Origin of the sequence: Pseudarthrobacter sp. AL07 (assembly GCF_029960665.1) — a bacterium.
Taxonomy (GTDB): domain Bacteria; phylum Actinomycetota; class Actinomycetes; order Actinomycetales; family Micrococcaceae; genus Arthrobacter.
This window is the reverse complement of sequence record NZ_JASBRB010000030.1, coordinates 1-26,146: the sequence shown is the minus strand read 5'-3', so window position 1 is coordinate 26,146 and position 26,146 is coordinate 1. Positions and strand designations below refer to the sequence as shown.

Here is a 26,146-nt window from a genome sequence, read left to right as displayed (position 1 = left end):
CTCAGGCCTCCTTCTGCTGCTTGTTCTGTGTTGTTGCGGGTTGCGCGCTCGGCTGCGGCGACGTGGCGTGCGGCCGGCCGGACGGTCCGGTCCAGAAATCGCCCGACACGGTGAGCCGTTCCTCCAGCAGTTCCGCACGGATCTCCTCGGCAAGCCGGAGGGTCATGTCCCGGCGCCACTCGGGCAGCCCGTGGATGTCGTCGTGGTACAGCTCCGCGGGAATGGCGTTCCCGACGGCGGCCGCCAGGGCCGCGGGGCCAGCCATCTTGGCAGCGGTGAACCGCAGCTGCACGGGGCGTTTGGTGGCGGCGGTGACGGTGAGGACCAGGCCGCCGTCAGCATCCCGCCGTCCGATCAGCAGCACCCCGGAACGGCCGAGGTTGCTGAGCGAGAGCCGCCGGAAGGCCACTTTCGCGGACACGGCCGACGCCGGGATATGGATGCTGCGCAGCAACTCGCCGGGTGCCAGGCTGTTTTGCCCGTCCCCGGTGATGAACGTGGCCACCGGGACCGTGCGGCTGCTGCCACCGGGGCCAAGGATGGTGGCGGTGGCGTCCAGCCCGGCGCAGAGCGAGATCATGGGTCCCGCCGGGAGCGAGGTGCACAGGTTGCCGCCTACGGTGGACATGTTCCAGATCTTGAAGGATGCCACGAAGGAGTCGCAGCATGGACGGAACAAGTCCAGGCCCGGCCAGTCCCTGTCGGCAACTGCCTCCGAACCCGGCAGGGCGTAGAGCTCCGCGACGGTGCACGTGGCGGCCAGTTCAATCCCGGCGTCGCTCACGGTCACCGCCGGCCAGCCCGCTTCACCCAGATCCAGCAGCCGTTTCAGTACAGTACTGCCGTAGGAGAAGAGCACCGTGCCGCCGGCGAGCCAGGCATCGCCGTGGCGCCAGTCGGTGGGGTCCGTCGTTGGGACGACGGCCTCGATGGTGTTCATGTCCATGGGTTCTCCTGGAGGGGTTCGTGCGTGGAGCGCGGTTCTGATGTGGGGTGGATGGGGCCGGAGCCGTCCTTGAGCGAGGATGCCTTGAGCGGCGCCGGCCTGGTGCTGGCTCGTCCGGCCCGGCCACGGGAGGCGATGATCTCGGCCGTAATGGACACCGCGACCTCGGCCGGGGTGACCGCGCCCAGATCGAGTCCGATGGGCGAATGGAGCCGCTCCAATGCCTCGGCCGGCGTGCCGTCCGCGAGCAGCGCGTCGATGCGCTGGCGGTGGCTTCGCCGCGAACCCATGGCGCCCACATAGGCGAGGCCCAGTCCGAGCGCGGTTTCCAGCAGCGGGATGTCGAACTTGGGGTCGTGGGTCAGCACGCACACCACGGTGCGGCCGTCCACGCGTCCTGCGGCTGCTTCTGCGGCAAGGTAGCGGTGCGGCCAGTCAGTGACCACCTGGTTGGCGGCGAGGAAGCGGCTTTGCCGGGAGAACGCGGGGCGGGCGTCGCAGAGCGTGACGTCGTAGCCGAGGAGATTCCCGGCCGGGAGCAGCGCGGCGCCGAAGTCGTTGGCGCCGAAAATGAGCATGCGCGCGGCGGGGAGCCGGCTTTCCACGAACAGCGTGATGGGTTCGGGCTGTGTTTCCTCCGAGCCGCCGGTGCAGCCGGCGGGAGGTGCAAGCCGGATAAGGCCCGCGCGGCCGCCTTGGAGCAGCGGTTCGAGTTGGGCTGCCGCCGCAAAAACAGTAGCGGGATGGTCGCCCACCAGCATGGCGAGTTCCGGCGACTCCATGGCGCGGAACCTCACAGGATCGTCGACGACCACCACACCTCCGCCCGCGTCGAGCCGGCGGATGACTGCCAGGGCGGCAAGCCCCCGGGCTGCGGGGCCTTCGGCCACGCTGCGGCCAGCGTCACCAAAACCGCGCAATACAGATAGTTCAGGGGATTCAGCACCGAGCGGCTGGATGTGGACTTCCAGCTCTCCTCCACAGGAGAGTCCGACGGCGAACGCGTCCTCGGCACTGTAGCCGAACGACTCAAGGCGGCTGCCGCCGTCGCGCATGGCCTCAAGGGCGGCGGCCACCACGGCGCCCTCCACGCAGCCGCCGGAGAGACTGCCGAGGACGTCCCCGTGTTCCGACACAAGCATGGAGGTGCCGAGCGGCCGGGGCACGGAGCCTCCCGCGGCCACGATGGTGGCGACGGCGCAGCGCTGGCCGGAGACCGCGGGCCGCCAGCTTCCCAGTGAAGGTATTAGGTCCAGCATGGCAACACGTCCTTTACCACTGAGGTTCCGGACGGGAAGCCTGTCCGGAACAGTGCGCGGTCTTGCCTCATAATCTCATTCCTTGCTGGTGTAGAGGGAAAGTCAGGGGAGTTGTTTGAGGGGACCGGGGCGGGGCCTCTAATCCCGCCCCGGTCCGTGACGGAGCAGCCGCACTCCACCGCCGCCCGCCGTCGTGGGTTCCGGTGCTACGGACCACGGCGGCGGACGCCTACTCGATGCGGTGGGTGCGGATGGACCGCCGTTTGAGGCGCCCGAATGGGCGGTTACGCCGAGGGCCTACACGCCCAGCAGGGCGTTGATCGGCCCGCGGGCGAAGTAGATGATGAAGCCCGCAGTGACCACCCACATGAGCGGATGGACCTTCCTGCCCCTGCCGGACGCAGCGCTGATGACCGCGAAGGAGATGAATCCGACGCCGATACCGTTGGCGATCGAGTAGGTCAGCGGCATCGTGACGATGGTCAGGAAGGCCGGCAGTGCGATCGAGAACTTGCTGAACTTGATCTCGCGGATCTGTGCCATCATCATGGCGCCCACCACCACCAGGGCGGAGGCTGCAACCTCGAGCGGTACCACGGAGGTAAGCGGTGTAAAGAACATCGAGCCCAGGAACAGCACGCCGGTGACCACGGAGGCCAGGCCGGTGCGGGCACCTTCGCCGATTCCCGCGGCGGAGTCGATGTACACGGTGTTCGATGACCCGGACGTCGCGCCACCGGCCACTGCGCCGAGGCCTTCGACGATGAAGGCTGACTTCAGCTTGGGGAAGGTGCCGTCCTTGTGTGCCACGCCGGCGCTCTTGGCGAGGCCGGTCATGGTGCCCATGGCGTCGAAGAAGTTAGTGAACACCAGGGTGAACACCAGCATGGTGGCGGCCAGGCCGCCGATCCTTGAGAACGAGCCGAAGAGGTCGAACTGGCCCACCAGGCTGAAGTCCGGGGCGGAGACCAGCTGGCCGGCGAGCACGGGCACGTTGAGGTGCCAGCCGCCGGGGTTGTCGGCGCTGCCGGGACCGATATGCATGGCGGCCTCGACGACGGCGGCGAGGGCTGTGGTGGCGACGATTCCGATCAGGAGGCCGCCCTGGATCTTGCGGGCCACGAGGATTCCCATGACCAACAGACCGACGATAAAGACGAGGGTGGGGATGGAGGTGATGGAGCCGTCGTTGCCGAGCTGGACCGGCGGACCGCCTTTGGTGGGGCGGACGAACCCGGAATCCACAAAGCCGATGAAGGCGATGAACAGGCCGATGCCCACGGTGATGGCGGCCTTGAGTTCCTTGGGGACTGCCCTGAAAATCGCCGTCCGGGCCCCCGTGGCGCCGAAGAGGACAATCAGGACGCCGTTGATGACCACCAGGCCCATGGCTTCTGGCCAGGTGACCTCCTGAATGACCGCGACGGCGAGGAAGGAGTTGATGCCCAGGCCGGCCGCGAGCCCGAAGGGGAGGTTTGCGACGAGGCCGAACACGATGGTCATAACGCCGGCGGTGAGGCCGGTAACGGCTCCCACCTGCGCTGCCGAGAGCCAGCCGCCGGCGACGTCCGTGGGGGCGTTCTCGGCCGAGAAGCCGCCCAGGATCAGCGGGTTGAGGATCACGATGTAGGCCATCGTGAAGAACGTGACAATGCCGCCGCGGAATTCGCGGGCCAGCGTGGAGCCACGCTTGGTGATCTGGAAGAAGCTGTCCAGGAAGGATTTTGCCGCCGGGGGGCGGGGTGCCGCTGTCTGCCCTGCGCCTGCGGGCGCAGCCTGCTTTTCAGTTGCCGATCGCATTTCTGCGGGGTCCAGAATTGTCATGTCAGCCACCGGCCCTAGTAGTCAATCCTGGAATCGAGCGTGTTCCAGGTGTTGAACGGTTCCAGGATGGCGGGAGCCTGGGGGTCGCCCAGTTCCAGCTTGGCGACCGGCATCAGTGCATTCCGGTCCTCGTTCTCGAAGTACTCGTAGAAGACGGCGTCGTCGAAGCCCACGGAGGCGGCGTCGTGCCGGTCTGCGGCGAAGACCACGTTGCCGATCCGTGCCCACAGGGCCGAGGCCAGGCACATGGGGCAGGGTTCGCAGCTGGTGAAGAGGGTGGCTCCGCTGAGATCGAACGTGCCGAGTTCGCGGCAGGCATTGCGGATGGCAGTGACCTCGGCGTGGGCCGTGGGATCGTTCGTGGCGGTGACCCGGTTGACGCCCTCGAAGGCGTGACCATCCGCGGTGACAACGACGGCGCCGAACGGGCCGCCGCTGTTCAGGACGTTGGCTGTTGCCAGTTTTATGGAGGTGGCCAGGAAATGTTCGGCCGTGACGGTGGTACTCATTTTGCGACTTCCTTAGTGGCAAGGAAGCCCAGTAACCCTGAGACGGGGGACGCGCCAGCGAGATGGCTACCAGGCTTCAGCATGTGCTTTTGAAGGTTCGCCTGGTAGATAGCTTCCCGGAGTCCGGGTGCCCGCCTTTGGCAAGATCGAGATTAGCACCGGATGTGTGAGGAGCGCCATAGTTTCTGGAAACTTAATTTCGTGATGTGAAATTGCGTAGCAACGCGGGGTCACATATGGCCCATCCGGAGGCGCGGAATGGGCCGTATGTGACCCCGCGTTGCATTGACTTCCGTCGTGGCAGCATCCTAGGCTGACGCCACCTGGATCAGCAGACAGGGCCTAACTGAGCTGGAACGCCCTCACGCTGACCAGACAAGGAGCCATCCATGGCCCACCCGCACTCCCCGTCCGCGCCCAGGCTCTGGATCAGGAGCCCGCTCGCCGTTTTCACCGCCAACGGGCTCGACGCCGGCGGCGGCATAGTGGTCAGCGGCGGCATCATCGCTGAGCTCGTTCCGGCAGGCGCTCAGCCGTCCGCACCCTGCGATAAGACCTTCGATGCCGGCAGCCACGTGCTGCTGCCCGGCCTGATCAATACGCACCACCACTTCTTCCAGACTCTCACCCGCGCCTGGGGCCCGGTGGCCAACGCCCCGCTGTTCCCCTGGCTGCAGAATCTCTATCCGGTCTGGGCGCGGCTGACTCCCGGGAGCCTGGAACTCGCGGTGAAAGTGGCCCTTGCCGAGCTGCTGCTCTCCGGCTGCACCACCGCAGCCGACCACCACTACCTCTTTCCCGCGGGACTGGAGGACGCGATCGACGTGGAGGTCGGCGTCGTACGCGAACTGGGCATGCGGGCCACCCTCACGCGCGGCTCCATGACGTTGGGAACGGACGACGGCGGCCTGCCGCCGCAGTCCACGGTGCAGCGGCCGGAGGTCATCCTGTCAGACAGTGAACGCCTCATCTCGCAGTACCACGAGCGCGGCGACGGCGCTGTCATCCAGATAGCGCTGGCCCCGTGTTCGCCGTTCTCGGTGACCAGGGAAATCATGACCGAGAGCGCCCTGTTGGCCGAGCGGATGGACGTGCGGCTGCACACCCACCTCGCCGAAACCATTGACGAGGAGGACTTCTGCCACGCGATGTTCGGGCTGCGCTCCGTGGACTATCTGGAAAGCGTCGGCTGGCTGGGCAACCGCACGTGGCTGGGGCATGGCATCCACTTCAGCGACGACGAGATCGCACGGCTGGGAGCCGCGGGCACCGCCGTCGCGCACTGCCCGACGTCGAACATGCGGCTCGCGTCGGGCACCGCCCGCGTGCTGGAACTCGAGGCGGCCGGGGTACCGGTGGGGCTGGGTGTGGACGGATCGGCGTCGAACGATGCCTCCAACATGATGCTCGAGGCCCGGCAGGCGCTGTATTTGCAGCGACTGCGCTACGGGGCATCCATTCCCGTGGAGCGGGCCCTTGGCTGGGCGACGCGGGGCTCGGCTGAGGTCCTGGGACGCACGGACATCGGCCAGCTGGCCCCGGGGATGCAGGCGGACCTGGCCCTCTTCCGCCTCGACGACCTGCGGTTCTCCGGCAGCCACGATCCTGTTGCGGCGCTGCTGCTGTGCGCGGCCGACCGAGCGGACCGCGTCATGGTGGGCGGGAAATGGCGCGTGGTGGACGGGCAGATCCCGGGGCTGGACGTCGCTGGGCTCATTGCCGAGCACTCGGCCGCGGCGAGGAAGCTTGTGGCGGGGTAGCTCCTTGCTGACCGTTTCGACGGTTCCCTACGCACGCGACGCTCAGTGACGTCGTAGCTGCAGGGAACCGTCGAAACGGGGCCCAAGCACCAACTCTGGCTGGGACATCCGATCGTTGCTAGCGTGGCGACATGAGCCCGTCGAAGACCCCGGCCGAGATCCTCACCATTGGCGGCACCGAGGTGCGCATCTCGAGTCCGGACAAGGTGGTGTTCCCCGAACCCGGACTGACAAAGCTCGATCTGGTGCGCTACTACCTTGCCGTGGCGGATGGAGCGCTGCGCGGCGCCGGCGGCCGGCCCATGGTGCTCAAACGCTTCCCGAAAGGCATCGACGCTGAGCCGTTTTTCCAGAAGCGCGTGCCCGAAAACCACCCCGACTTCATCGATACAACCACGCTGCACTACGCATCGGGGACGTCGGCCGAGGAGGCCGTCATCCGGGATGCTGCGGGCCTGGCGTGGGTGGTGAATCTTGGCTGCCTGGACCTCAACCCGCATCCCGTGCGCGCCGAGGACCTTGAGCACCCCGACGAACTCCGGGTCGACCTCGATCCGATGCCGGGAGTCAGCTGGTCCCAGATCGTCGACGTTGCGTATGTCGCGCGGGAGGTGCTCGACGACGTCGGACTCGTGGGGTGGCCGAAGACAAGCGGGTCGCGTGGGCTCCACATCCTGGTGCGGATCGCGCCGCAGTGGTCCTACCGCGATGTGCGCCTCGCCGCCGAGGCCCTCGCCCGCGAGGTCGAGAACCGTGCTCCTGGCCTAGCCACCGCGCGGTGGTGGAAGGAGGAGCGGGGCGAGAGTGTGTTTGTCGACTTCAACCAGAACGCCAAGGACCGCACCGTGGCGTCCGCCTACTCAATCCGGCCCCTGCCGGACGCCCGGGTTTCGACGCCGCTCACCTGGGACGAGGTCCGCACCATCCGGCCGGAACAATTGACCGTGCGCACGGTGCTCGAGCGCTTCGCCGATGCGGGTGACCCGCACGCCGGGATAGACGGTCCGGTGGGTGCACTCGACGGGCTCCTGGCGCTGGCGGCCAAGCTTGGCCCCGCGGAGAAAGCGCCCCGCAGCGGAGACGGCTCCGGCCGCCGGCAGTCGGTAATGCCGCTCATTGAGGTGGCCCGGACCAAGTCCAAAGCCAAGGCGGTCGCGGCGCTCGACGAGTGGAAGACCCGGCATGCAGACATCGTTCCGGCCCTGCATCCGGCCGATGTGCTCGTCGACGGAATGCGCGGGTCCAGCTCACTTTGGTACCGGGTGCGGGTGAACTTGCAGCACATCCCCGAAGCGGAGCGCCCGCCGCAGGAGGAGCTCATCTCCGACTACGACCCCTGGGCCGGCAAGCAGTGGCCGGGGCGCCCCGGGCAATAGAGCTAGCGGCGTCGGCTGCCAAAGCCCGGCAGGGCCTGGACCCAGCGGGAGAAGCGGCCCGGAATATGCTCCCGGTCTGCGGGCAGATAGAAGTCCGGATCCGTCCCGCCTCCGAGGGGAAGGTAGAACTCCTGGACGGCGGGTGCCGCCGCGTGTTCCGGTGCGACCGGCGTTGTGTCCTGCTGGTACATCTGATCCTCCTCTGAGGTGGTTGATATTCGTGCTTTGATTCCACAAAGTGGAAAATAACTTTTGCTATATGAAATAGCCTAGACCGCCGGGTCTCGGTACGTCAACGGTCCCGAAGGCCCTCGGTCACAAAATGATTTTTCAGATTGTGATGTACACCACCGAAAAAATCGTCTACTGTTGAAAAACATCGTGGTGCAAGTCACGAAACCTGGGAGCAGCAGGCAGGGTTGTAATGAGCTGACATCGAATGATGTCGGCTCATTTTTTGTTTGGGTCGACAGCAAGCCATTACGGCGTAGCTAAAGTGCGCCTGTTTTCAATGTGGATTATTTGTTTCACATAACGGAAGTTTGGAGCAGACCATGAGCAGCAACATCATCCTCGGCCACAACCAGTACGGAAAGGCTGAAGTCCGGGTCGTCAAAATCACCCGCGACACCGACCGCCACGAGATAGAGGACCTGAACGTCACCTCGCAACTGCGCGGCGACTTCGAGTCCGCCCACCGCGAGGGCGACAACGCCCACGTGGTGGCAACGGACACCCAGAAGAACACCATCTACGCCTTTGCCCGCGATGGCGTCGGCTCCCCCGAGGCGTTCCTCCTGCGCCTCGGCGAGCACTTCACCTCCAGCTTCGACTGGGTCACCGGCGGCCGCTGGGAAGCCGAGTCCTACAGCTGGGACCGGATCCAGGCGCACGGCAGCGAACACGACCACTCCTTCGTGCGCAATGGCCAGGAAGTCCGCACCGCCGTCCTGGTCCGCGACGGCGCTGCAACGCACCTGATCTCCGGCCTCACGGACCTGACCGTCCTGAAGACCACACAGTCCGGCTTTGTGGGCTACCCCAAGGACAAATACACCACCCTCCCGGAAACCACAGACCGCATCCTGGCCACCGACGTTTCCGCCCGCTGGCGATTCAAGACCGGAACGGACCTGAGCACCCTGGACTTCAACAAGAGCTATGAGGACGTCAAGGGCCTCCTGCTCGAGGGGTTCACGGAGAGGTACTCCCACGCCCTGCAGCAGACGCTGTTCGACATGGGCACCAAAGTCCTGGAAGCCCACAGTGAAATCGACGAGATCAAGTTCTCCATGCCCAACAAGCACCACTTCCTGGTGGACCTCTCGCCGTTCGGGCTCGACAACCCCAACGAGGTCTTCTTCGCAGCCGACCGGCCATACGGCCTGATCGAGGCCACGGTCCTGCGCGACGACGCCACACCGGCGGACCTCGCCTGGTCCGGCATCGCCGGGTTCTGCTGACCCATCCGCTGTGATCGGGCCTGTCGAGAATCCACCGGGTTTCGACAGGCTCGACCACCGGGAGAAATCCACCGGGCAAGTGCCCACATTTTTAGCCAGACCACGTTAGCCAGACGAAGACGTCTGCCATGAACCAGAAAGTCTGCCATGAACCTCAAGAAAAAGTCCGTCGGCACCGTCAAGACCCGCCGCCAGCGTACTGACCGCCCCGAAGACCAGCGGCTGTCCCTCGGGAGCAGCTTCGCCTACGGCTTCCAGCACGTCCTGACCATGTACGGCGGCATCATCGCGGTACCGCTGATTGTCGGCCAGGCCGCGGGTCTCGCCCCTGCCGATATCGGAGTCTTGATCGCCGCGGCACTCTTCATGGGCGGGCTTGCCACCATTCTCCAGACCGTGGGTATCCCGTACTTCGGTTCCCAGTTGCCGCTGGTCCAGGGCGTCTCCTTCGCCAGCGTGGCCACGATGGTGGCCATCGTTACGGGCCCGGGGGGAATCCAGTCCGTCTTCGGCGCCGTGATCGTCTCGGCGGCCATCGGGTTGCTGATCGCTCCGGTCTTTTCCAAAATCGTGCGGTTCTTCCCACCGGTGGTAACAGGGACCGTCATCACCACCATCGGTCTGACGCTCATGCCGGTGGCTGCCAACTGGTCGATGGGTGGGAACAGAAAAGCCGAGAACTACGGGAGCATGGAGAACATCGGGCTCGCCGCCATCACCCTTGCCCTCGTTCTTCTGCTCAGCAAGCTCGGCAATGCCACCATTTCCCGGCTATCGATCCTGCTGGCCATGGTCATTGGAACCCTGGTGGCTGTGGTGACCGGAATGGCCAACTTCTCCAAAGTCGGGGAAGGCCCAATCGTTGCGTTCCCCACGCCTTTCCACCTCGGCGCCCCGACCTTTGAGGTAGCTGCGATCATTTCCATGGTGATCGTCGTCCTGGTTATCCTGACGGAGACCATGGCCGACATTCTGGCCGTCGGCGAGATCGTCGGAACCAAAGTTGATTCGAAGCGAATTGCTGCCGGACTGCGCGCTGACATGGGCTCCAGCCTCCTCGCCCCGGTGTTCGGATCATTCACCCAGAGCGCCTTCGCCCAGAACGTCGGCCTGGTCGCCGTCACCAAGATCAAGAGCCGTTACGTGGTGGCAGCCGGCGGCGTGATTCTGGTCCTGCTGGGACTGCTGCCTGTCCTCGGCCGCGTAGTGGCCGCCGTTCCCACAGCGGTTCTGGGCGGGGCAGGCATCGTCCTGTTCGGCACCGTCGCTGCCAGCGGCATCCGCACCCTGGCTAAGGTCGAATACCGCAACAATATGAACCTCATCATCGTGGCCACCTCGATCGGCTTCGGCATGATCCCGATCGCCGCCCCGGCCTTCTACGACAAATTCCCCAACTGGTTCGCCACGATCTTCCACTCCGGCATCAGCTCCGCTGCCGTGATGGCCATCCTGCTGAACCTGCTCTTCAACCACCTCAAAGCCGGCAACTCCGAGAACCAGTCCGTATTCGTGGCGGGCACCGGCCGGGTAGTACGGGAAGAAGACCTTAAATGCCTTACCGACGGCGACCGTTACGAAGGCGGCAAGCTGATCGACGCGGAAGGCAAGGAAGTCCCGGTGGAATCGTCACAGGCTGAGCACTAGCGTCACAACCACCACCAAACAGCGCGAACGTACAGTTGAGGCCCCAAATCCGCGGATTCCGGGGCCTCAAGTGTCCGTTCGCGCTATGACCGTGCGTTCGTATGTGCGTGCGCCGGGAGGACGACGGTTGGGCGGGTCAGTTCTGGTTGAGCTCCGCAGAGATGGCCATCACGGCCTGGCGCAGCAGCGGCACGGCGCGGTCGGCGAAGCTCTGGTCCACGCGGCTGATCGGCCCGGAGACCGAGATGGCGGCAGGGGTGGGCGCGTTGGGCACGGCCATCGCGAAGCAGCGCACGCCGAGCTCCTGCTCTTCCTCGTCGATGGAGTAGCCGCGTTCACGGATCAGCTTGAGATCGGCGAGGAGGGCATCAACGTCGCCGATGCTCTTGGCCGTGGGGGTGGGCATGCCGGTGCGGGCCACGATGCCGCGCACCACCTCGTCGTCGAGCTGGGCCAGGATCGCCTTGCCCACGCCGGTGTCGTGCGTGTGCGCACGGCGGCCCACCTCGGTGAACATGCGCATGGAGTGCATGGACGGCACCTGGGCCACATAAATGACCATGTCCGAGTCCAGCACGGCCATGTTGGAGGTTTCGCCGAGGCGGTCCACGAGGTTCTTCAGCTGCGGGCGGGCCACGGCACCAAGCTGCTTGCTGGCGCCTTCGCCAAGCCGTATCAGCCGGGGGCCCAGTGCGTAACGGCGGTTGGGCAGCTGGCGGATGTAGCCAAGCGAGACCAACGTGCGCAGCAGACGGTGGATGGTGGGCAGGGGCAGATCCGTGGAGGAGGAGAGCTCGCTGAGCGTCACGTCACCGCCCGCGTCTGTGATGAGTTCCAGCAGTTCGAAGACGCGCTCTACGGACTGCACGCCTCCGGAGGCTTTTTCAGCCATTCCGTTGTCTCCTATGGCTCGGATTCTGACATCTCTTATCCACATCGTGAAAAGAGTTGCTTAGAACACTCAAGATACAGCACAACCAGGCCCCGGGCGATGTCCCCAAACATGACCGCCAAGGGGTTGCATTTCCACTTTGCAGATAATAATATCCATAATACGAAAACATTCGGTTGCACGAGTGGTCCGGGAACGGACCCAACGAGGAGGAAATTCAATGGCGAACCCGAGCCCCGGAAATTCGATCACCCTGCGCGTCGCGGCGCCGTCGAGCTTCACCGCCACGAGTGAGCTCGCTGCCGCCGTTGGCGCAGCCGGCGCCGCCATCACGGCGCTTGACGTCACGGAATCCCACCACGAGACCCTGGTTGTGGACGTCACCTGCAACACCACCGACGACGACCACGCCGCCCGCGTCAAGGATGCCCTGAACGCGCTCGACGGCGTCACGGTCCAGCACGTCTCGGACCGCACCTTCCTGATGCACCTCGGCGGCAAGCTCGAGGTAGTCCCCAAGGTGGCCCTGCGCAACCGTGACGACCTGTCCCGTGCCTACACACCCGGCGTCGCCCGCGTCTGCCTCGCCATCGCGGAGGACCCGTCGGCGGCCCGCAACCTGACCGTCAAGCGCAACACCATCGCCGTCCTCACCGACGGTTCGGCTGTCCTGGGCCTGGGCAACATCGGCCCCGCCGCGGCACTGCCCGTCATGGAAGGAAAGGCCGCACTGTTCAAGCAGTTCGCCAATGTCGACGCCTGGCCGGTCTGCCTGGACACCCAGGACACCGAGGAAATCATCATGATCGCCAAGGCCATGGCCCCCGTCTACGGCGGCATCAACCTTGAAGACATCGCGGCGCCGCGCTGCTTTGAAATTGAGAAGCGCCTGCGCGACGAACTCGACATCCCCGTCTTCCACGACGACCAGCACGGCACCGCGATCGTCACCTTGGCAGCCCTCCACAACGCCCTGCGTGTGGTGGACAAGAAGCTCTCCGAGGTCCGCATTGTTGTCTCCGGCGTCGGCGCTGCAGGCTCGGCCATCATCCAGCTCCTCAAGGCCCAGGGCGCGCAGCACATCGTTGCCGCCGGCCGCTCCGGAGCCATCCACTCGGGCAAGGAGTACGACGACGAGCACCGCGCCTGGATTGCCGCGAACACCAACGAGGAAGGCTTCTCCGGAACCCTGCACGAGGCCATGACCGGCGCCGACGTCTTCATCGGCGTCAGTGCCCCGCACGTGATCGGCGAAGAGCAGGTTGCCGCCATGGCCGAGAACGCGATTGTCTTCGCCATGGCCAACCCGACGCCGGAGATTGACCCCGTCATCGCGTCCAGGCACGCCGCCGTGGTGGCCACGGGTCGCAGCGATTTCCCCAACCAGATCAACAACGTGCTGGCCTTCCCGGGCTTCTTCCGGGGACTGCTCGACGCCGGTGCCAGCGATATCACGCCGGAGATGCTGGTGGCCGCCGCAGACGCGATTGCAAACCGGGTAGCTGACGACGAGCTCAATGCCAGCTACATTATCCCCAGCGTCTTCGATCCTCATGTCGCCGCCGATGTGGCTGCTGCGGTTGCGGCAGCTGCGCACGCAAACGCAGCCCGCGCTCTCTAGATAAGGACTCACGAATATGGCTATCACTGTCACCGACCGCCAGCCGGTCGACCGCGCGGAACAGATCCTCACCCCGAAGGCCCTGGCCTTCCTGGAGGAGCTGCACCGGCGCTTCGCCGGCACGCGCAACGGGCTGCTCGAGGCCCGCCAGGCCAAGCGCGACGGCGTGGCCCGCACCAGCCGCCTGGACTTCCTCCCGCAGACGCAGGACATCCGCGACGGCGACTGGAAGGTCGCCGAGGCACCCGCTGCGCTGCGTGACCGCCGTGTCGAGATGACCGGCCCGGCCACCCCGGCCAAAATGGCCATCAACGCCCTGAACTCCGGCGCCAAGGTATGGCTGGCGGACCTTGAGGACGCCAGCACGCCCACGTGGGCCAACGTCATCGACGCCATCCTGAACCTGCGTGACGCCGCAACGGGTACTCTGGCCTTCACGTCGCCCGAAGGCAAGGAGTACAAGCTCCGCACTGACGCCCCGCTCGCCGTTGTGGTGGCCCGTCCGCGCGGCTGGCACATGCCGGAAAAGCACCTGCTGATCGACGGCGAACCCGCCGTGGGTGCGCTGGTGGACTTCGGCCTGCACTTCTTCCACACGGCCAAGCAGCTACTCCTCAACGGCCACGGCCCGTACTACTACCTGCCCAAGATGGAATCGCACCTCGAGGCCCGCCTCTGGAACGAGGTGTTCGTCTTCGCCCAGGACTTCCTGGGCATCCCGCAGGGCAGCGTCCGAGCCACCATGCTGATCGAAACCATCCCGGCCGCCTTCGAAATGGACGAGTTCCTCTACGAACTCCGGGACCACGCCTCGGGCCTGAACGCCGGACGCTGGGACTACCTGTTCAGCATCATCAAGTACTTCCGGGACGCCGGCGAGGAGTTTGTGCTCCCGGACCGCGCCTCGGTGGTTATGACCGCACCGTTTATGCGCGCCTACACCGAGCTTCTGGTGCAAACCTGCCACAAGCGCGGCGCCTTCGCCATGGGCGGCATGGCCGCCGTCATCCCCAACCGCCGCCACCCGGAGGTCACCGAGGCTGCCTTCGCCAAGGTCCGTGCGGACAAGACCCGTGAGGCCAACGACGGGTTCGACGGTTCCTGGGTTGCCCACCCGGACCTGGTCCCGACCTGCCGAGAGGTGTTCGACGCCGTGCTGGGCGAGCGCGCCAACCAGCTGGACAAGCAGCGCCCCGAGGTTTCAGTCACGGCGGACCAGCTGCTGGACATCGCCTCGGCCGACGGCCAGGTCACCGAAGGCGGGCTGCGCCTGAACCTGTATGTCGCCGTGGCCTACACCGCGGTCTGGCTCTCCGGAAACGGCGCCGTGGCCATCCACAACCTGATGGAGGACGCCGCCACCGCCGAGATCTCCCGCTCGCAGGTGTGGCAGCAGATCCGCAACAAGTCCGTTCTGACGGATACCGGAAACACCGTCACCCGGGAACTGGTGGAAAAGATCCTGGGCGAGGAAACGGAGCGGCTCCGGACCGAATTCGGGGACGAGGCTTTCCGTCGGTACTACCAGCCCGCCAGCAAGCTGATCGCCGAGATCTGCCTGTCCGAGGACTACACGGACTTCCTCACCACCCCGGCCTACGAACTGGTGGGCTGAGGCATGGCGGTCTCCCCCACGCCGTCGCTCTCCGCGGCGGACCTCGCCGCCATCGACGTACAGCTGGCCGCCACCGACCAGCTGCTGGAACGCAATTACCCGGGCGACGACGGCACCCGCCAGCCCGTGCACACCGTGTACGTGCCGGCGGACCGTTTCACGCCGTCGTTCGCTGCCGACTGGGGCGCCCAGGCGCTCACGACGGCGGAGGCACACGGCGGGTTCGAGAAGCTCGGCGCGCTGCTGGGCCAGGACGCCGAACTCGCCGGGGCAGTAGCCTCGCGGGTCGAGGCCAAGCTACGCACCGAACCGATCGAGGACCTGCGCCTCGACTTCGAGGATGGCTACGGCGACCGCGGCGACGAAGCAGAGGACGCTGCCACGGTTGCCGCGGCCCGGGCTGTCAGCGAAGCAGTTGCCGCCGGCACCGCACCGCCGTTCATCGGCATCCGGTTCAAGTGCTTCGAGGCGCCCACCAGGGCCCGCGGCCTGAAAACCCTTGACCTGTTCGTCTCCACGCTCGCGCAGGCCGGCGAACTGCCTGCCGGGCTCATCCTGACCCTGCCCAAGGTCACCACCGTGGCCCAGGTCCAGGCAATGGACTTTGCGGTGTCCCGGCTGGAGGAAGTCCACGGTCTTCCCGCCGGCCGGCTCCGCTTCGAGGTGCAGGTGGAAACGCCGCAGCTGATCCTCGGGCCGGACGGCACCTCCCCCGTGGCGCAGTTGCCGCACGTGGTTCCAGGGCGCATCAGCGCCCTGCACTACGGCACCTACGACTACTCCGCGTCGCTGCAGATCTCGGCCGAGTACCAGTCCATGGAGCACCCGGTGGCGGACTTCGCCAAGGAAGTCATGCAGCTGGCCGTTGCGGGCACGGGTATCCGCCTCTCCGACGGTTCCACCAACATCATCCCGGTGGGTGACGCGGTCGAAGATGCCTGGAAGCTGCACGGACGGCTCGTCCGGCGTTCGCTGGAGCGGGGCTACTACCAGGGCTGGGACCTGCATGCTGCCCAGCTGCCCAGCCGGTTCGCAGCCACGTATGCGTTCTACCGCGAGGGCCTGCCGGCCGCCGCGGCACGCCTCCGCAACTATGTCGACCACACCGAAGGCGGGGTCATGGACGAACCCGCCACCGCCCGGGCCCTGGCCGCCTTTGTCCTGCGCGGCGTCCAATGCGGCGCAGTGGGGACCGAAGAGGTCCAGGCGCTCGCCGGCGTCGAACTTTCCCAGCTGACCGCGCTGGCGCACCCGCGGCTGGCACACTCCACTTCGAAGTAAGGATCCCATGATGGGCAAGTACTACACCCCGCAGGGCGGCCTGCCGCCGCAGACGCATCTGACCACGGAACGGGCAATCGTCACGGAGGCCTACACGGTCATCCCCAAGGGCGTCATGACGGACATCGTGACCAGCACCCTGCCCGGCTTCAGCAACACCCGGTCCTGGATCCTGGCCCGGCCGATCTCCGGGTTCGCCACCACGTTCTCCCAGCTGATCGTGGAGATCGGCCCCGGCGGCGGCGCACCCAAGGCCGAGTTTGAGGCAGGCGTCGAAGGGGTCATCTTCGTCACCAAGGGCAAGGTCAACCTGACGCTCGACGGCGAACTGCACCAGCTCGAGGAGGGCGGCTACGCCTACCTGGCCGCCGGTGCCACCTGGGGCCTGGAAAACGTCTCAGACGACGTCGTTTCCTTCCAATGGATCCGCAAGGCCTATGAGCGGCTCGAGGGTTACGAGGCCAAGTCCTTCGTCACCAGTGATGCCGAGGTGGAACCCACCGCGATGCCCGACACCGACGGCGCCTGGAAAACCACCCGCTTCACGGACTCCAGCGACCTGGCCCATGACATGCAGGTGAACATCGTGACGTTCCAGCCAGGTGGCGTCATCCCGTTCCCGGAGACCCACGTCATGGAGCACGGCCTGTACGTGCTGGAGGGCAAGGCCATGTACCTGCTCAACAACGACTGGGTTGAGGTGGAGGCCGGCGACTTCATGTGGCTGCGCGCCTTCTGCCCGCAGGCTTGCTACGCGGGCGGCCCGGGCGAGTTCCGCTACCTGCTTTACAAGGACATGAACCGCCAGATCAAGCTCACCTAGGCCGTCCCTAACAGGCCCGCCTGTTTACCGGCCGGCCGCCTAAATCGCCGGAACCATGCCGGGTCGCTGCAAATTTGCGGCGACCCGGACATGGTTCCGGCGATTTCACGTTAACGGCCAGTTCCCACCCGGCGGAAAATAAATTCCCACGGCATGGGAACATGTTAAGGCTGTCTGTGATTCCAGCCACTAACGTCGCTTTTATGCACACAGACCCGAGCCATTCCGTGATATCGGAAGGCGCTGCCTCGCGGTTCGTTGACATCCTGCTCGAATTCGCGAGGCACCGGACCCTGACTGCAGCCCAGATCACCAAAACGACGGGCATCCCCACTAGCGCCGTGTACCGGCACCTGGCACTCCTGATGCAGTCCGGGCTGGTGGCGCAGACCCGGCGCCGCGGCCAGTACAGCGCCGGCCCGGAAACGCTGCGCCTCGCCGCCAACTTCCACCAGGAAGCCATGGTCAAGGGCCGCATCTCGGAGCAACTACAGCTGCTGTCCGATGAGACCCAGGAACTCGCCGCCTACCTGGTAGTCCGCGGTGCTGAGGCACTCTGCGTAGATGCCATCGAGGGCCCGCAGATGCTGCGCTGCAGCTACTCGCCGGGCCGCTCACTCCCCCTGCTCAGGGGCGCCAGCGCGCTGGCCCTGCTCGCACACCTGGACCCCCAGGAACAGGGCAGGATCGTGGCAGGCCTTGGACTGAGCCGGGAGGACGCAGAGAACCTGAACCACGAGCTCCAGATCGTTCAGGACCGCGGCTTCGGCCTCAGCTACGGGGCGGTGGATGCCGGCGTCTGGGGCGTCAGTTTCCCCGTGCTCGACGACGGCGGCCGGCTTTTGGGTGCCGTCAGCACCATGGCTCCCGCGGACCGGGCGATCCGGCGCGAAAAGCAACTCATAGCAAGTACCCGTGACGCCGCATTGGCGCTCGGACATGGAGAAGGATCCCGATGACCAGCCCCACCATCCAACACACGTGGACGGGCCGCGACGACGGCCCCGGCCCGGAACACCGGCGCTGGCACCACGCAGTGAACACGGCCCAGGCTGGCACGGTCCACGCTGGCACTGTCCAGACCGGCGCTGCCGGGATCGCACTCCTGGGATTCCGCAGCGATGAAGGCGTCCGCCGGAACAAAGGCCGGGTCGGCGCCGTCGACGGTCCTGCAAGCATCCGCTCCGCCCTCGCACCCATGGCGGCACCGGCGGACCTCCTGGTCCATGACCTTGGCGACACCAGCGTTGTGGACGGAAACCTCGAGGACGGCCAGGAGCGCCTCGGCGCGGCCGTCCGCCAGGCCCTGGACGAAGGGGACCTGCCCGTCATCCTGGGCGGCGGCCACGAAACCGCCTTCGGGACCTACACGGGCCTCCGCGCAAGCCAGGTCACCGATGGACGCCGCCTCGGCATCATCAACCTGGACGCGCACTTCGACCTGCGCGCCGAGGAGGTCCCGTCGTCGGGCACCCCGTTCCGGCAGGTGGCCGCGGCCGAACGTGCCCTGGGCCACGGGTTCAACTACACGGTGCTGGGCATCAGCCAGCCCGGCAACACCGAGGCACTGTTCCAGACAGCCAGGGACCTCGGCGTCAAGTACCTCCTGGACGAGGAATGCACCGAGTCCAGGGTTGAGCAGATCCGGCAGTTCACGCAGGACTTCATCGACTCCGTGGACGTCCTCTACCTGACGATCGACCTCGATGTCCTTCCCGCGTACGTCGCCCCCGGTGTCAGCGCACCGGCTTCGTACGGGGTTCCCCTCTCCGTCGTCTTGGACGTATGCCGTCACCTGGCCCGCTCCCCCAAGCTCACCGTCGTCGACGTCGTCGAACTGAACCCCAGATTCGACGTCGACTCCCGCACGGCGCGCACAGCCGCACGTCTCATCCACACCATCGCCACCGAGCGATCCGGACACCGGCATGCGTAGCCGGACGTCCGCCTCCCCTCCCCAGAAACGAGCACACATGAAGAACCGATTCCCGCGATTCGGATGGGCTGCCACGACTGCCGCCCTTCTGGCCGCGTTGCTGGGGCTGGCCGCGCCGGCAGCCCAGGCCGAGACCACCCCGGCAACCCCGTCCGCCGGCAAGATGGCAGACCTGCGCTCGGGCAAGAGCACCCTCAAGGTCGGCACCGACGCCTCCTTCCCGCCGTTTGAATTCACCGATGCCAACGGCACCAAGATCGGCTTCGACATCGATGTTGTCCGGGAGCTCGCCGCCAAGTCCGGCATCAAGAACGTCGAGTTTGTCCAGATGCCGTTCGGCAACATCGTCCCGGCGCTGCAGGCAAACCAGATCGACGTCGGCGCTTCCGCCATCTACATCAGCCCCGAACGCGCCAAGGTGGTGGACTTCTCCGAGATCTACTACCCCGGCGGCCTGGGCATGTTCGTTTCCACGTCCAACGACACCGTCAAGACGCTCGCGGACCTCGCCGGCAAGAAGGTTGCCGTGCAGGTAGGCACCAAGTCCGTGGAGTGGCTGCGCCAGAACCAGCCGCAGGCCGAACTGGTCCAGGTCCAGACCAACGACCAGATGTTTTCCTCGGTCAAACTCGGCCAGGCCGACGCCGTGGTCACCGGGCAACCCGGCGGCCGGTACTTCATCCACGAGCAGGGCGGCCTGAAGCAGGTCGGTGACCGCCTGACGAATGAGAACTACGGATTCGCGTTCCAGAAAAGCGACTCGGACATCCGCGAGGCGTTTAACACGGCGCTGAAGGGCATGCGGGACTCGGGCGACTTCACCAAGGCCTCTTCCAAGTGGTTCGGCGACGAATCCAGCACCGCCACCGGGCCCACCAAGGAACGCGGCATCTTTAACCTCTCCTCGATCACCAATTCCTGGGGCCCGCTGATGCAGGGCCTGGGAACCACACTGCAGATCATCGCCCTCTCACTGGCCCTGAGCCTCCTGTTCGGCATGCTGGGCGGCTTCGCCAAGCTCTCGCACATCCGGCCCATCCGCTGGATCGGCAAGGTCTACGTCTCCGTGGTCCGCGGCACCCCGTTCATCGTCCAGCTGTTCTTCATCTACTTCGGCCTGCCGCAGCTGGGCATCCAGCTCTCGCCGATGGTGGCCGGCATCCTGGCCCTGGGCCTGTACAGCGGCTCCTACGTCACGGAAATCGTCCGCGGCGCCATCCAGTCCGTGGACAAGGGCCAGATGGAAGCCGCCCGGTCCTGCGGCATGAGTTCCGCCTCCGCGCTGCGCCACGTGATCATCCCGCAGGCCTTCCTGCGCATGCTCCCGCCGCTCGGCAACGAGTTCGTCTCCCTGACCAAGAACTCCGCGCTGGTGTCCTTCGTGACCATCAGCGAACTGTTCCTGGTGGGCCAGACCATCATTTCCCGCACCTTCGATGCACTGACCGTGTACGTCTTCATCGGCTTGGTGTACTACGTCCTCACAAACATCATCGGCCTGGCCGCAAACGCAATCGAGAAGAAGATGGCGGTTTACATCTAATGGCACTCCTGGAAACGAAAGACATCACCAAGTCCTACGGTGACCACCACGTCCTCAAAGGCATCGACTTCACCATCGAGCCCGGCGAAGTTGTCGCCGTCATCGGCCCCAGCGGCGGCGGCAAGTCCACCTTCCTGCGCTGCCTGAACCTACTCGAGACGCCCACGTCCGGACACGTTGTATTCGACGGCGAGGACCTCCTGGCGCCGAAGGTGGACCTGGACCGCCTGCGCTCCCGCATGGGTATGGTGTTCCAGCAGTTCAACCTGTTCCCCAACATGACGGCCCTGAAAAACGTCATGCTTCCGCAGATGGATGTCCTGAAGGTCAGTAAAAAGGACGCGGAAGCACGCTCCATGGAACTGCTCGAAAAGGTCAACATGACCCACCGGGCGCACGTCTACCCGAACCGGCTCTCCGGCGGCCAGAAGCAGCGCATCGCGATCGCCCGCGCCGTGGCCATGAATCCCAAGGTGATGCTCTTCGACGAGCCCACCAGCGCCCTGGACCCCGAAGTGGTCCATGACGTCCTGGATGTCATGGCCGGCCTCGCCGCCGACGGCATGACCATGGTGGTGGTCACCCACGAAATGGGCTTTGCCCGCAAAGTCGCGGACCGTGTGGTGTTCATCGACGGCGGAAAGATCGCCGCCGACCTCCCGCCGGAAGAGTTCTTCGCCGAAAGCAACACCAACCCGCGCATCCGGTCATTCCTGGAGAAGGTTCTGTAACCCGGGACCACGTCGGGACCCCTGCACCCCGGCAACACCGTGGGTCACATCCTGCGGTGAGGCTCTGTGACAAGACCTGCCACCGGCCCCCGTGATAGTCGTCGTAGGTCCGGCCGGGCTCTCCGGTACGGACTTACACGACCCGGAGGATGGAAATGCGCAGCGCCACAATAATGACCAGGAAGTCTTTGCTAGTTGGATCCGGCATGGGGCTGCTGGCACTGATCACCGGCTGCGGCAAGTCCGCCGCCGGGGCCCCGGCACCGTCGCCGTCCACTCCCGCAGCGCCCCACGCCTGGTCCTACGACGGTGCCGAAGGCCCCGAGCACTGGGGCGCGTTGAGCTCCGATTTCGGTTCCTGCTCTTCCGGCACCGCCCAGTCCCCCATCGACGTCGGCGGTGCTTCCGGCATGAGGCCGGCGCCGATCACGCTGGCCTATTCGCCTTCAGAGGGCGAGATGACTGACAACGGCCACACCACCGAGTTGCACGCCCTCACGGCCCAGGGCATGACAGTGGGGGGCAAGCAGTATGACTTCAAGCAGATGCACTTCCACGCACCGTCCGAGCACACGCGGGGCGGCGTCCGCTACGAGGCCGAGTTCCATTTCGTCCACCAGGCCGACGACGGCGGGCTTGCCGTCGTAGGGATCCTCGCCACTGTTGGGGCTACCAATGCGGCGTGGGCGCCGTTCACGGACGGTGTGCCCGCCGCAGCCGATGGGCAGAAGGTGGCGGCCGGCGTCGTGGACTTCCCGGCACTGTTTCCGGCGTCACTGGACCATTTCGCGTATGACGGCAGCCTGACCACACCGCCCTGCTCGGAAGGCGTGCGCTGGCTGCTCCTCGAGACCACCGTCGAGCTGGGAGCCGGGCAACTCGCCGCACTGCGCGCGGCGCACGCGGGCAACAACCGGCCGGTCCAGCCGCTCAACGGCAGGGACGTGGTTGTGGTCGATGAGTAGGCCTCAGGGCACGCACCGGCCTCAGACCGTGGCGGGATCCGTGTTGGCCCCGCAGAGGATCACGGCAACACGTTCCCCGTCCGCCGGGACGTAGGCGCCGGAGTGCAGGGCGGCGAAGGCCGTGGCCGCGCCGTGCTCCACGATGATGCGGTACTGCTCCCAAAGCAGTGAGCGGGCGGCAATGATGTCCTCGTCGGTGACGAGCACGGCGCGGACGCCGGTACGGACGGCCACTTCGAAGCCGATCCGGCCGATCTGCCGGGCACCCAGGGAGTCAGCGGCGATCCCGGAGACGGCGACGTCCACGGGCGCCCCGGCCGCGAGCGCGGCATGGAGGGTGGGCGTGAATTCAGACTCGACGCCCACCACTTTGGCCCGGCCCTCCACGGCGGCCGCGACCCCCGCCATGAGCCCGCCACCGCCCGCGGCCACCACTACGGTATCCACGTGACCCAGCTGCGTCAGCAGCTCGGTTCCGATGGTGCCGGCGCCGGCAGCGATCTCGGGTTGGTCGTAGGCATGGCAGTAGACCGCGCCGGTCTCGGCGGCGTAGGCCATCGCGGCGTTGTACGCCTCGGAGTATTCGGCCCCGTGCTGGATGACGTTGGCACCGATGGCCCAGAGCTTCTTGACCTTCACGGCCGGGGCGGTCTCGGGAACGAACACGGTGGCCGGGACGCCGACTTCCGCGGCGGCGTAGGCGTTGGCGAGGCCGGCGTTGCCGCCGGAGGCCACAACGATGCCCACGTCGTCCTTCAGTTCGCCGCGCTCCCGGCAGGCCAGGACCCGGTTGAACGCGCCCCGGGCCTTGAAGGTGCCGGTGTGCTGCATGAACTCGCACTTGAACCACACGTCGCCCGGGCGCGGGCCGCGGTCTGCCGCCAGCACGGGCGTGATGCGGATTTTCCCGGCAATCCGGGCAGCGGCTTCGTCGACGTCGGCGCGTGTGATCATGGGGAAATCCTCGTTCCGGGTGGGGCTAGGTTCAATGTTCAGGCTATCGCGCGAAATATCCCCATAAGCGCCGGTGTTGCCCCGGTTATGACAACTATCGGCATCATCGGAGCAGGACACATCGGCAGCCAGGTGGCTCGCAAAGCGGTCGAACTCGGCTTCGACGTAGTCATCAGCAATTCTCGCGGCCCGGAAACGCTGGCCGCGCTCGTGGCGGAACTGGGACCGCGCGCCCGGGCCGCGACGCCGGCCGAAGCGGCAGCGGCGGGCAATTTCGCCGTCGTGCCGTGCCCTGGCTACGGCGAGCGATTATCCCGAAGCCAGCGAGCTCGTGACGAAGCTGTATGACGAGTTCGGCTTCGACACCGTGAACATCGGGCCGCTCTCCGAGAGCTGGCGAGCGTAGCGGGACCGTCCGGCGTATGTGGTGCGGCAGACCGCTGCTGAGCTCAGCGAGAACCTGGCCAAGGCGCCGCGGACGGTCTGACGGATGGCTGCGGGTGGCGGCTTACGGCAATTAATCCATTCGGCATATTATCTAGGATGATCCACGTCTCTTGGCCCAGACGCGGCTCAACCCTGGTCCCTGACACTGAAGGATTTCCGTGAGCCACCTCAACCAAAACCAGTCGCCGCTGACTGCCTCCGGCGCCGAAAGCCACCGCGCGCCTTCGGCAGGGAGGTAGCCCTCGCTTTGTTGATAGGGCTTCTGGCGGGTCTGCTTGGGCTGGCCCCATGGCTGGCCACCGGCGCGCAGCTTCCCTTGCAGAACCTTTGGGGCACGGAAGTACTGCCGCAGCAGATCCCCCTGTCACTCCTGCCGTTAAGCCAATACGAGCTCACCACGCTTGTTGCGCTGATGACCGTGGGCGGGGCGGCCGCTGGCCTGGCAGTGCGTCTCTGGTCCCCTGCCCGACGGCGGCTGGTGACGTGGTGTGCGGCGGCTGGCGTTCTCGCGGTCCAGGTCACTGCCGCGCTTCAGGCGTTCATAGTGCTCTCCGGCGGCTTGGGCGGGGCGGAACGACGCCAGGGGTCTATTTCGCAGGGTTGCTCGCAGGTGTCATCGCAGCCATCGCCGCGAGCCTGGTGGCGCTCCTGCTCCTCTCGGCAAAGTCCACGGCTCTGACAGCCCTGGGCGTGGGACTCGTCGCGGTGCCCTTCGGCTCGTGGGTCGGCGAGAGGGCGGGAAATCTGGCAGGGGCGGGCAATGTATCGCCCACGGACTTGATGCTGCTGCGCTGGTTGCCCGCGGTGCTAACGGGTGTGGCACTGGCATGGTGCGGCCTCCGGCCCGCCCGCCGCGCAGTGGTGAGGCTGGTGAACCTGGCCCTGCCGTGGGTGGTTCCGGCCGTGTTCATCTCCGTCAATTACGTCCTGGGTACGCGCGTGCCGGAACGGGACCCGCAGGAATTGGCCCTGATGATCCGACAGATTCTGACGGCCACCCTCGGACCTGACGGCGGGGCCGGGCCCACAGTGCTGCTGGCACTGGCCGTCGCCCTGACCGGCGCGGGCATCCGGGAACTGGCCCATCGGCGTCCTCGGAGCTGAAGACCGGGCTCAGCCGCGGGGCGGTGCTAGGGCGAGCCCAACCCCCACATTCCCGGAGATCCTTTGGGCTGCTGACCGATCCGCGGGGGCCATTCCTTTCTACAATTTATCGAAGACGCCATCAATTGTTGAGAGCGCGTCGCTGCGGAACTCATCCCTCGCCGTGATAGACGGCCAGGTCTTCGACGTTGCATGGTGAATCGCCACTTCCTGGAATCCGCAGAACTTACGCTGATCGCCGTACAGGCCGGTTACCGCGGCGCTGGAATCGGCGCTGCTCAACGCCGCCTCGACGACTCTCATCGTGGAGGAGTGCAGAGTACTTCAGGTTCACGTCGGCCAAACATTCGAGGATACCTCCTACGCCCAAACCAGGGACTTCTATGGTCGGACTCGATTCTTGCCCGTCAGAGTTTAATGGCCCGGCTGGATATGACCGGCCTGCATTCTCCGGTTTATTCCCGGAGCGTGTCTGTTAAGGAAAGGTCTTCGACATTCACTCGGGCAACAGAAAGGTCCCGGTTCAACACATACGCCCGATCTTGGCCTTGGCTGAAGACAATCGCCTGGCGCGGCTCCTTGAATCCCTCGAGTGTCTTCACGACCGTGTTTTTGGTGACGTTGATTACGTCAATTGTATTGTCGGCCTTATTGCTGGCAAAAAGAAGTCTGCCATCCGGTGATAGTGCGGCACCGTACGGCTCGCGACCGACTTCGATTTCGTTCGTTATTTCCCCCTTCAATACGTCGACCACGGAGATACTGTTGCGCCCGCTGTTTGCGGCATACAGCGTGTTCCCGTCAGCGGTCACGGAAATACCCCGAATCTTGGAGAATCCAGTCAGTTCGCGGATAATCTTCCGGCTGGCGGCATCGAAAACGGTGACCTTATCGCCCTCGAAGTTCGTCACAAAGACATGCCTTCCGTCCGGAGATACCTTGATGCCTTGCCTTGGCTGGGAAAAACCGGTGATAACGTCGGTTGGTTTCCGTCCCTCAAGGTCGACAACAGTGACGGAGTTATGTGCCTGGTTGTTCACATACATGGTCTTTCCATCCGGACTTACCGCGGTTCCGAATGCTCCCGGCCCAACCACGACTTCGTCCTGCAGCGCATAGTCCTCCGTGCTGTAAAAACGGAGGGTGCCGAGACTGCTGTCAGAGACGACGAATTGCAAGCCGTCATTAATGAACATAATGTTCCGCGGTGTGACAAAGCCACCGATCTTCTTGCGCAGCCCACCTTCGGCCAGGTCATAGATCAGGAGTGACTTTTCACGGCTGTCCGAGACTACCGCGGTTTTCTCATCCGGGCTCACCGCAAGGGAGTTATTGGTGATATCGGTGTCAAACCCGGTTTTATCGGCAGCCGCCGAGTCAGAACTGGCCGCGGCACCAGGACTCTGGACATAGCGTTTTAATTGTTGGCTGACGTTTCTTTGTTTTTGAT

The 26,146-nt window shown here is 65.5% G+C and carries 23 protein-coding genes and 1 pseudogene; 15 read left to right on the top strand and 9 right to left on the bottom strand.

Annotated elements, in window-relative coordinates; genetic code table 11:
• Position 1 precedes the first annotated feature (1 nt).
• From QK290_RS16455 to QK290_RS16440, 4 genes are all read right to left on the bottom strand, one after another.
• Positions 2-946, bottom strand: coding sequence for an FAD binding domain-containing protein (locus QK290_RS16455; protein WP_282331711.1), 945 nt, complete (start codon positions 944-946; stop codon positions 2-4).
• Entirely contained in the window at positions 937-2,205 is a 1,269-nt protein-coding gene (locus QK290_RS16450) for an XdhC/CoxI family protein (RefSeq protein ID WP_282331710.1), read from the bottom strand. Before QK290_RS16450 ends, QK290_RS16455 begins: the two co-directional genes overlap by 10 nt.
• A 297-nt stretch (positions 2,206-2,502) precedes the next feature.
• On the bottom strand, positions 2,503-4,029 hold the full coding sequence (locus QK290_RS16445; protein WP_282331709.1) for an NCS2 family permease: 1,527 nt from the start codon (positions 4,027-4,029) through the stop codon (positions 2,503-2,505).
• 14 nt (positions 4,030-4,043) lie between these two features.
• On the bottom strand, positions 4,044-4,538 hold the full coding sequence (locus QK290_RS16440) for a nucleoside deaminase (RefSeq protein WP_282331708.1): 495 nt from the start codon (positions 4,536-4,538) through the stop codon (positions 4,044-4,046).
• A gap of 389 nt (positions 4,539-4,927) precedes the next feature.
• Here QK290_RS16440 and QK290_RS16435 point away from each other — a divergent pair, with 389 nt between their 5' ends.
• On the top strand, positions 4,928-6,298 hold the full coding sequence (locus QK290_RS16435) for an 8-oxoguanine deaminase (RefSeq protein ID WP_282331707.1): 1,371 nt from the start codon (positions 4,928-4,930) through the stop codon (positions 6,296-6,298).
• Positions 6,299-6,429: 131 nt separating this feature from the next.
• Positions 6,430-7,674, top strand: coding sequence for a non-homologous end-joining DNA ligase (ligD, locus tag QK290_RS16430; RefSeq protein WP_282331706.1), 1,245 nt, complete (start codon positions 6,430-6,432; stop codon positions 7,672-7,674).
• A gap of 2 nt (positions 7,675-7,676) precedes the next feature.
• On the opposite strand, the gene QK290_RS16425 is transcribed toward ligD, so the two are convergent.
• Complete coding sequence (locus tag QK290_RS16425) at positions 7,677-7,865, bottom strand: hypothetical protein (protein WP_282331705.1); 189 nt, start codon at positions 7,863-7,865, stop codon at positions 7,677-7,679.
• A gap of 363 nt (positions 7,866-8,228) precedes the next feature.
• Between QK290_RS16425 and pucL the strand changes: the two genes are divergently transcribed.
• Together pucL and QK290_RS16415 are read left to right on the top strand one after the other, a co-directional pair.
• Positions 8,229-9,137 carry a factor-independent urate hydroxylase gene (gene pucL, locus QK290_RS16420; protein ID WP_282331704.1) on the top strand — a complete coding sequence of 303 codons (909 nt, stop codon included), beginning with the start codon at positions 8,229-8,231 and terminating at the stop codon, positions 9,135-9,137.
• 147 nt (positions 9,138-9,284) lie between these two features.
• Complete coding sequence (locus QK290_RS16415; RefSeq protein WP_282331703.1) at positions 9,285-10,784, top strand: nucleobase:cation symporter-2 family protein; 1,500 nt, start codon at positions 9,285-9,287, stop codon at positions 10,782-10,784.
• A gap of 136 nt (positions 10,785-10,920) precedes the next feature.
• Here QK290_RS16415 and QK290_RS16410 read toward each other — a convergent pair whose 3' ends face one another.
• Positions 10,921-11,676: an IclR family transcriptional regulator gene (locus QK290_RS16410; protein ID WP_282331702.1), complete on the bottom strand. Its 756-nt coding sequence runs from the start codon at positions 11,674-11,676 to the stop codon at positions 10,921-10,923.
• Between the two features lie 220 nt (positions 11,677-11,896).
• On the opposite strand from QK290_RS16410, the gene QK290_RS16405 reads away from it, so the two are divergent.
• From QK290_RS16405 to QK290_RS16365, 9 genes are all read left to right on the top strand, one after another.
• Positions 11,897-13,297: an NAD-dependent malic enzyme gene (locus QK290_RS16405; protein WP_282331701.1), complete on the top strand. Its 1,401-nt coding sequence runs from the start codon at positions 11,897-11,899 to the stop codon at positions 13,295-13,297.
• A 16-nt stretch (positions 13,298-13,313) separates the two neighbouring features.
• Complete coding sequence (aceB, locus tag QK290_RS16400; protein WP_282331700.1) at positions 13,314-14,912, top strand: malate synthase A; 1,599 nt, start codon at positions 13,314-13,316, stop codon at positions 14,910-14,912.
• 3 nt (positions 14,913-14,915) lie between these two features.
• Positions 14,916-16,193 carry an aldolase gene (locus tag QK290_RS16395; RefSeq protein WP_282331698.1) on the top strand — a complete coding sequence of 426 codons (1,278 nt, stop codon included), beginning with the start codon at positions 14,916-14,918 and terminating at the stop codon, positions 16,191-16,193.
• Between the two features lie 10 nt (positions 16,194-16,203).
• Complete coding sequence (locus tag QK290_RS16390) at positions 16,204-17,016, top strand: bifunctional allantoicase/(S)-ureidoglycine aminohydrolase (protein ID WP_282331697.1); 813 nt, start codon at positions 16,204-16,206, stop codon at positions 17,014-17,016.
• Positions 17,017-17,219: 203 nt separating this feature from the next.
• Complete coding sequence (locus QK290_RS16385; RefSeq protein WP_282331696.1) at positions 17,220-17,975, top strand: IclR family transcriptional regulator C-terminal domain-containing protein; 756 nt, start codon at positions 17,220-17,222, stop codon at positions 17,973-17,975.
• Positions 17,972-18,952, top strand: a complete 981-nt coding sequence (gene hutG / locus QK290_RS16380; RefSeq protein ID WP_282331695.1) for a formimidoylglutamase — start codon at positions 17,972-17,974, stop codon at positions 18,950-18,952. The genes QK290_RS16385 and hutG overlap by 4 nt, the downstream gene beginning before the upstream one ends.
• Positions 18,953-18,989: 37 nt before the next feature.
• The gene (locus QK290_RS16375) at positions 18,990-20,495 is read left to right on the top strand and encodes an ABC transporter substrate-binding protein/permease (protein ID WP_282331694.1); all 1,506 of its coding nucleotides are present in this window, start codon (positions 18,990-18,992) and stop codon (positions 20,493-20,495) included.
• A complete protein-coding gene (locus tag QK290_RS16370; RefSeq protein WP_282331693.1) occupies positions 20,495-21,226 on the top strand; it encodes an amino acid ABC transporter ATP-binding protein in 732 nt (243 codons plus the stop codon). Before QK290_RS16375 ends, QK290_RS16370 begins: the two co-directional genes overlap by 1 nt.
• Positions 21,227-21,432: 206 nt before the next feature.
• Positions 21,433-22,191 carry a carbonic anhydrase family protein gene (locus QK290_RS16365; RefSeq protein ID WP_282331692.1) on the top strand — a complete coding sequence of 253 codons (759 nt, stop codon included), beginning with the start codon at positions 21,433-21,435 and terminating at the stop codon, positions 22,189-22,191.
• A 21-nt stretch (positions 22,192-22,212) separates the two neighbouring features.
• Here QK290_RS16365 and QK290_RS16360 read toward each other — a convergent pair whose 3' ends face one another.
• On the bottom strand, positions 22,213-23,145 hold the full coding sequence (locus QK290_RS16360; protein ID WP_282331691.1) for a threonine/serine dehydratase: 933 nt from the start codon (positions 23,143-23,145) through the stop codon (positions 22,213-22,215).
• Between the two features lie 87 nt (positions 23,146-23,232).
• On the opposite strand from QK290_RS16360, the pseudogene QK290_RS16355 reads away from it, so the two are divergent.
• Together QK290_RS16355 and QK290_RS16350 are read left to right on the top strand one after the other, a co-directional pair.
• Positions 23,233-23,632 (top strand): annotated as a pseudogene (locus QK290_RS16355) (NAD(P)-binding domain-containing protein).
• Positions 23,633-24,192: 560 nt separating this feature from the next.
• Positions 24,193-24,696 (top strand): hypothetical protein, encoded by a 504-nt coding sequence (locus tag QK290_RS16350; protein WP_282331690.1) that lies wholly within the window; start codon positions 24,193-24,195, stop codon positions 24,694-24,696.
• 99 nt (positions 24,697-24,795) lie between these two features.
• Here the strand turns inward: QK290_RS16350 and QK290_RS16345 are convergent, their stop codons facing one another.
• Together QK290_RS16345 and QK290_RS16340 are read right to left on the bottom strand one after the other, a co-directional pair.
• Positions 24,796-24,978: a hypothetical protein gene (locus QK290_RS16345; protein ID WP_282331689.1), complete on the bottom strand. Its 183-nt coding sequence runs from the start codon at positions 24,976-24,978 to the stop codon at positions 24,796-24,798.
• Positions 24,979-25,151: 173 nt separating this feature from the next.
• The coding region (locus tag QK290_RS16340; RefSeq protein WP_282331688.1) for a beta-propeller fold lactonase family protein at positions 25,152-26,146 on the bottom strand (995 nt) is incomplete at its 5' end.